At 69.2% G+C, this 6,826-nt stretch carries 9 protein-coding genes; 5 read left to right on the forward strand and 4 right to left on the reverse strand.

Features of this window, described 5'->3' with window-relative positions; genetic code table 11:
• The 4 genes from ssb to ACWDO5_RS34750 all read right to left on the reverse strand — a co-directional run.
• Window positions 1-310, reverse strand: a 310-nt coding sequence (gene ssb, locus ACWDO5_RS34735) for a single-stranded DNA-binding protein (RefSeq protein ID WP_450534525.1), incomplete at its 3' end; no start/stop codon positions are given.
• Between the two features lie 54 nt (window positions 311-364).
• Window positions 365-1,285: a peptidoglycan-binding protein gene (locus ACWDO5_RS34740; RefSeq protein ID WP_450534526.1), complete on the reverse strand. Its 921-nt coding sequence runs from the start codon at window positions 1,283-1,285 to the stop codon at window positions 365-367.
• A 74-nt stretch (window positions 1,286-1,359) separates the two neighbouring features.
• A complete protein-coding gene (locus tag ACWDO5_RS34745) occupies window positions 1,360-2,007 on the reverse strand; it encodes a hypothetical protein (protein ID WP_450534527.1) in 648 nt (215 codons plus the stop codon).
• Between the two features lie 19 nt (window positions 2,008-2,026).
• Window positions 2,027-2,656 (reverse strand): ParB N-terminal domain-containing protein, encoded by a 630-nt coding sequence (locus tag ACWDO5_RS34750; protein WP_450534528.1) that lies wholly within the window; start codon window positions 2,654-2,656, stop codon window positions 2,027-2,029.
• A gap of 436 nt (window positions 2,657-3,092) precedes the next feature.
• Here ACWDO5_RS34750 and ACWDO5_RS34755 point away from each other — a divergent pair, with 436 nt between their 5' ends.
• From ACWDO5_RS34755 to ACWDO5_RS34775, 5 genes are all read left to right on the forward strand, one after another.
• A complete protein-coding gene (locus tag ACWDO5_RS34755; RefSeq protein WP_450534529.1) occupies window positions 3,093-3,680 on the forward strand; it encodes a hypothetical protein in 588 nt (195 codons plus the stop codon).
• A gap of 62 nt (window positions 3,681-3,742) precedes the next feature.
• A complete protein-coding gene (locus ACWDO5_RS34760; protein ID WP_450534530.1) occupies window positions 3,743-4,060 on the forward strand; it encodes a hypothetical protein in 318 nt (105 codons plus the stop codon).
• Window positions 4,057-5,043 carry a hypothetical protein gene (locus ACWDO5_RS34765; protein WP_450534531.1) on the forward strand — a complete coding sequence of 329 codons (987 nt, stop codon included), beginning with the start codon at window positions 4,057-4,059 and terminating at the stop codon, window positions 5,041-5,043. The genes ACWDO5_RS34760 and ACWDO5_RS34765 overlap by 4 nt, the downstream gene beginning before the upstream one ends.
• Before the next feature lie 20 nt (window positions 5,044-5,063).
• Window positions 5,064-5,882: a hypothetical protein gene (locus ACWDO5_RS34770; protein ID WP_450534532.1), complete on the forward strand. Its 819-nt coding sequence runs from the start codon at window positions 5,064-5,066 to the stop codon at window positions 5,880-5,882.
• 261 nt (window positions 5,883-6,143) lie between these two features.
• The coding region (locus tag ACWDO5_RS34775) for a DUF2637 domain-containing protein (RefSeq protein WP_450534533.1) at window positions 6,144-6,826 on the forward strand (683 nt) is incomplete at its 3' end.

Here is a 6,826-nt window from a genome sequence, read left to right on the forward strand (position 1 = left end):
CGACGCCGCCGACCTGAAGAAGCTGGTCAAGCAGTTCAAGAAGATCGTCTCCCGCGAGGCGGGCCGCGACTTGAACGACGACCCGCATCCCGCGCTGCAGCGACTCGGCGACGTTCTCCGCCGCCTGACGCCAGACCGAGCAGGTGAGGAAGAGGCTTTCGCCGTCCTTCCACTCATTGGTCTGCCGGTCGAAGGTACGCGGGGTGGAAGCTACGCGGAACTTCGCGACGGCCGCACCGGAGGGAGTGAAGCGGAGTTCGGGGTCATCGACCAGGTTGCCGATGACGGTGATGACGGTCTCGCCTGCCACTGAGGGCCTTTCGGGACGGGGCCGACCCGCCGTCGAGCGGGCCGGCCCGAGGGGTCAGGAGAACAGGAGCTTCCAAGTCAGCGGTCCGGGCAGGCCGTCCGCGTCGTTCTTGAGCTCGTTGCGAGAGAGCTGGAAGTCGCGCACGTTCTTGCGGTCGGCGTCGGACCACTTCGGGCCGGGGCCCGAGGTGTAATGCCTGCCGTAGCCCTTCTTCACGAGCTGCTTGCCGAGCAGGGTGATGTGGGCGTTGTTCTTGCCCGGCCCGAAATAGGTGCGCCCGGGGAACGGCGGGGCGGGCTTGGGCGCGGGAGTGGAGCTAGGCGGGGCGGGCGACAGCTTGGCGCCCTTGGCGACGATCGCCTTGGCCTTGGCCAGGATACGGGCGAAGGGGATGTTGCCCGGGTCGCCGTGGCTGTTCTCCGGGGCGTGGAGGTGCCCGCAGATGCCCTTGAAACTCCTCCACTCGGCGAAGGTCATGCGCGCGCTGGTCGCCCCGTACGAGGACGGGTAGGCCGGCCACTCGGACGGGCCGGCGAGCGGGATGCCCATGTTGGTGTGCATCCAGGCGATGAGCTCGGCAAGGGCGTCGTAGGCCCACTCCGGGGCGTCCGGCCAGTAGATGTAGTCGATGCCGGCCTTGAGGTTGCCCCACGAGGTCTTGTGCTTGGGGTCGCAGGTGCCGACGAGTTCGAGCTGGATGACGTTCAGCGTGTTGGTCTCGACGCCGCCGGGCTTGTTTACCAGGGCTCGGGCGGACCGGTTCAGCGCGAAGTGCTGGTAGACGTCGAACTTCTTCTTCGAGAAGTTCGGCTTGGCCGTGAGGTTCGGGGCTGAGGAGCCGTTGCTGTAGCTGACGATGCCGGTCCCCTCGGTGGTGTGCAGGCCGAGGACGTTCGGGTCCATCAGGGAGCCCTCGTACTGGTCGCCGTACCAGTGCGCGCCGCGAATGGCGCCCGGATACAGGGTGACGGTCATGGTGCTTCCTCCGGTGCTGGTGAGCAGGGAGGAGCACCGTGCCGGGCGGCCGTGCTTAGCGTCGCGTGCTGACGTCAGGGGTCGACGATCTCGGCTTCCACAACGCTGCCGTCTTCAAGCTCGGGCGGGTACTCGACGGCAAAGAGGGTCTTGTCGAGACGTTCCGCGAGGGCCAGCATGTCGACGGACTGCTCGTCCGGGACGATGGTCCCGCCCAGACCGGTGATCTCGACGGCCACCGTGGCGTCCTTGCCGTAGTGCTCGCGATGCTGCCGCTCGAGGTACCAGGCATCGGCGCGCCAGTCCGGTGCGGTGCGGTCCTCGACGGTCTCCTCGACGATCTCGCCGGTCACGGAGTCGCGGAACTTTCGGGTGGTGACCTTGGTGACGATTCCGCCGTCGGCGACGCGCCGAATGTTGGCCATGGCCCGGGTCGCGGCCGTCGCGCGCGCGGTGCGGACCTTTTCGTACAGGGCCGCGTACTCCTCCTCGCCGGGTTGGGGGTCTTCTCCCGCATCGCGGGATTCGACCTCTGCACGGCCCCGAGCCATCCAGGCCAGGAAGCTGCTGCGGGAGATGCCCGCCATCTCCGCGGCGAGTTCTACCGCGACGCCCGTGCGTGACGCGGCGACGAGGCGGCCCTCGACCTCGTCGGAGAGCAGGCGCGGGCGCCCGGCGGCGGCCTGTGGCTGTGGCCGGCGGGCCTTGCGGCGAGTGGACATGGGCGGACCTCTGAGGGGCTCAGCGGCCGTTGGCGAACATGTGGCCGCAGGCGGGGCAGGTCGAGTGAGCGGTGCGGCCGTCGTCGTCCGGGCTCAGCCCGTCGGAGTCGCCGTCATCCGGCAGGTGCAGGGTGGGCGGCTCGTCCTCGCGGACCCCGCCGGGCAGGGTCTCGGGGTCGACCTGGCGCAGGAGTTGGTCGATCTCGTCATGGGGGATGGCGAGCGAGTCGAACAGTTCGGCGTCTCCGGTGGCCAGGTCCTCGAGGACCGTCGCGAACTCGCGCGGGTCCCAACCGCCTTCGCCCGGCAGGCGGGAAAGCTTGATGGCCAGGGCCTCGGCCTCGGCGTCGTCCCGGGAGGACCAGCCGCGCAAAAGCGGGACCAGCCAACCGCCGTCGTTATCGACCAGGACACCATCCGGGAGCTGCTCGCCGCGCGCCTGCAGCTCGATCAGCGCCTCACGGCGGCCGTGGCCGTGCAGGACTCGGCCAGTGCGCTCATCGGCGACGGGCGTCTCGACCAGGCCGTGCATCCGTATGGAGTCGATGATCAGCTCCAGCGCGTGCCGCTTGGGGTTGCGGGGCGCGGGGCGCAGGTCGGTGAGCGGCACATAGGCGACGTAGCGCGGGGCGGTCACGGTCTCGGTCACGGCTGGTGCGGTCCTCTCCCACGAAGCGGCGGTGTCGGCGGCGGGGGGAGGACTGCGAGCCCGCGGACTTCTACCGCGGCACCCCGCCTCGCAAGCGGGACATGCCGTCATGGCCGGCCCTCCACCCGCTGCCGGGCCGGTGCCGTCCTCATTCCGGATGGGGGCGGCGCCGGGGTTCCGTCGCTCCGCCGGTGACGTCGCCGGAGGTGACAGAACCAGGCGCGACCGTAGGGACTTGAGGCTCTTACGTCGCCCTCTCCCCATCACAGTCTTACTGCTGTACTGTTTTACCCGGCTGGGAGAGCGACCCAGCTACCTGGGCCTAGGTGTAACAAAAATCGGCGGCTGTCGTACTTCCTTACGACGCCCTCGAAGCGCCCCGCCCGGGATGACCCAAATCCCGGGCTGCGGTCCGGGGAGGAAAGGGAACACCGACATGCCGAACGACGATGCCGCAGACGAGCAGCAGGCCCAAGAGCCTGCGCCCATGCCCCTCGACAAGGTGGCACTGGTCGCCGCGCTCGCGCGTCTCCACGACGAACAGGTCGGGAAGCTCGTCCGGGAACGGATGAAGTCGCCCACCAGCCTGCTGGTTGAGGCGTACGAGAAGTCCGGACAGCCTGGCGTCGTGGCCAAGGCCAGTGGGCAGGTCGCGGGCAGGTACACGGTGAACACCACCAAGCCGAGGATCGTCGTGGACGACGAGAAGCTGCTCGACGCCTACGCGGAGGCGCACGGCGGACTCCAGGTCGTCATCCAGCGCGACCCGGTATGGGAGGCGGCGCTCCTCAAGTACGCCAAGAAGGACCCGGGTACCGGGCTGATCGTCGACACCCGCAATGGCGAAGTCGTCCCCGGCCTCAAGCACGTGGCCGGCGGAGATCCCACTGGATCGGTCACCTTCACCTGGGCCGACGGCGACGCCGGCCGGAAGGCGCTGCTAGACGCCTGGCAGAGGGGTGACTTCGACGACCTCCTCGAGGAGATGCCGATGCTCATGCCCGCCCGCCCCGCGCAGAGCTGAGCCGTCCGCCATCAGGCCCGGCCACACCTGTGGCCGGGCCCCCGCTCCAAGGGACACCCCGCATGAACTCTCCGCGTACCGCGCTCGAACCGGCTCTTGCCACCGACATATCCGACCGCGCATTCCGTCTGTACTGCTACCTCGTCCTGCGTACGTCGGGCGAGTGGGTCACGATCCCCACCATGGCCGCCGCCTGCGGCCTCAACCCCTACCAGGCCCGCGCGCCCTTCGCGGAGTTGCGAGACGCCGCAATGGTCGAGACGGACCGGGTCTATGAGCCCGGCGACACCGGTCGCAAGACCTGGCGCACCTACGTCCGACTGCCCGAGGACACCGCCAGCGTGTTCACCACCGACCACGCCAGCGAGGCCGCAGCATGAGCCGCACCGGCGTCCGCATCAACCGGCGCGCTCACTACGTTCGCGTCGAGTCCGCGACCGCTCGGAACACGCAGATCAGCTACCGCGCCCTTGGGCTGCTTACGTACCTCCTCGACCAGAGCGAGGAATGGCAGGTGCGGTCCGAACAGCTCTGCCAGGGTGAGGGCCGCGAGGGGCGTGATGCCATCCGCCGCGCGCTACGCGAGTTGGCCGCCGTCGGGCACTACCGGCTGGAACGGCGCCGCTTCCGCGACGGCAAGCAGGCGATGGGCACCGCGCTGTCCGAGTTCCCTGTCAAGCAGTGGGCCGAGGACCACATCACGTTCGAGGGGAAGCCCATCCCCGTCCTCGAGCAGGAAGACCGCACGTTCCTCGTCCGCTATCCCGACGGCTCCCTCGGCTCTGACGGATTCGAGCCGGGCCCGGATGACCGCGCCCCGGAGGACACCCCGGCGGAGGACGAGGACGCGGTCGACGAGCCGAAGGCGAAGCCAACTCCGGCCGCGAAGCCCTCTCCCGCCAAGCCCTCCCCCGCGAAGGCCCGCGCCGCGACGAAGACAACAGCCGCGGAGAAGCAAGCCGCGGCCGAGGAGAAGGCGGCGCAGAAGAAGGCTCTCGACGAGGCAGCCAACAAGGTCGCCACATGGTGGTGGGAGGACGCGGAGAAGCACCTGGGCAAGTACGTCGGCGCCAAGGGCGGGTTCATCGCCATGCGCAAGCAGGTCCTCAGCGCCATGGAGGCCGGCTACACCCAGCGCCAATGCGCCGATGCCCTCCGACATGCACGCCAGCACTGGCCCAGCCGCCAGCAGTGGCAGACCGCCCTCGGGGTCGTCACCAACCACGTCCCGCCCCGGCAGCTCAACGGCCGTATCCCGTACAGCGACGCCGCCACCTGGGGAACCCCGGAGGCCACCACGACGGCCGCAGACGACAGCACACCCGACGACGATGACGCCCAGTTCGGCGTCCTCACCGACTGACCACGAGGAGCGTGAGCCTGATGACGGTCGCCATGGACACCACCCCCATCGCCCCCGGCCGCGAGCCCCGGCGCCTCTTCGAGGTCACCGACCGCGTCGTCGAGGCACTGCGCCGCGGTGGTGCGGACCTGTCCCAACTCGGCGTGCCCGCATCACCCGAACCCGAGGGCGAGCTGTGGGACGACGTGTCCGTCCCACAGGCCCGCGCCCGCAAGAACATCTGGATCAACAGCATGAGAGAAGCTGCACACGACGACTACCTGCGGTGGCGGTTCGAGGACCTCGACCCCTCGCAGAAGCCCAACACCCTGCGCAACTGGCTCAACTCCCTGGTCGGGGCCAAGCGGCTCAAGGCCCGCCCTGAGGTCCTGAGCCTGATCGTGCCTGGCAACATCGGCAGCGGGAAGACCACCGCCCTCGCGGCACTCGGCAACGAGGCGAGCGAGCACGGCCTGGTGGCGCGGTTCGTGAAGCACTCGACGTACCTGACGTGGCGGCGTCCCGACGGCGGCCCCAACAACCTGACCGCGTACGCGGTCCGCAAGCAGCACGTCGAGGCAGATCTGCTCATCCTCGACGAGCTGTGCGGCGAGATGGACGGCATCGCCACGGAGTTCGCCCGCCGGGAGACCATCGACCTGGTGGACTCCCGCCTTGCGGCCGGCCGCCCCACGGCGTACTCGACCAACCTCAAGAGCCGCCGCACGGACGACAACCCGACCTTGGGCGTTGCCGACATCCTCGGCGAGCGGCTCCTGTCAAGGATCGAGGCCCGCGCGCACCTGATGAAGATCCAGGGCCCCGACAGGCGGAAGCCGCACAAGCCGCTCGACTGGTAGCCAGTCGGATGAATCAGCCGGTTACGCCACGTTCTGACAGGTCGTAAACAACGGCTTAGGCACGCGAGAGCGAGGACGCTATATCGTTTGGTCGACCCGGGCGGTCATGAGCATAAGCCGCCCGGGAAGACCCGAACGAAGGGAAGTGTCTTGCCGAAGCTGCCGAAGCTGGGTGTGATCACGCAGGGAGGGCGCAACGGGCGCGACTCGCCTCCGACCGAGACGACGCGGCCGGCAGTGCCGCCGCTGACGCGTCCGGAGATGGGCCTTGCCGCGGTTGGCGCGCTTGCCGCCGCCGGTGTGGGTGCGCTGGGGCTGATCGCATCGTTCGACGCCGTCTCAGCCGCCGCGCTGCAGTGGGGTTTCGGGGATCCGTGGATGGTCCCGATCGGCATGGATGTCGCCATCCCCGTCTTCTCCGTGGCGAACCTGCTGCTGATCCGGATGGACATGGCCCTGGCGTGGGTGAGGTTCGTTCCCTGGATTCTCACGCTGGTGACCTGCGGCCTGAACGTCTCCGCCGGCCAGGGGCTGTGGGCGAAGGTCGCGCACGGCACGATGCCGCTGCTCTGGGTCGTGTTCTCCGAGATCGGCGCCCACATCTACGCCGCGCGGATCGGGGCGGTGACCGGCCGTCGGATGGAGAAGATCCGCCGCTCCCGGTGGCTGCTTGCCCCGGCGTCGACGTTCGTCCTGTGGCGGCGCATGACGCTGTGGGAGGTCACCTCCTACACGGATGCGCTGAAACTGGAGAAGAAACGGCTGATGGCCCGCGCGAAGCTGCGGGAGAAGTACGGCCGCCGCTGGCGCAGCCGGACCCCGCGCACGGACCGCGTGCTGCTCAAGTTCGGCGACCTGTTGCCTGAGCTCGAGGACGCGACGCCCGCCCAGCAGCTCGAAGCGGCAGCGGACGGCACGGTCAAGGCCTCCGCTGTGCAGCGCCC

The organism is Streptomyces sp. NPDC000880 (genome assembly GCF_053599675.1).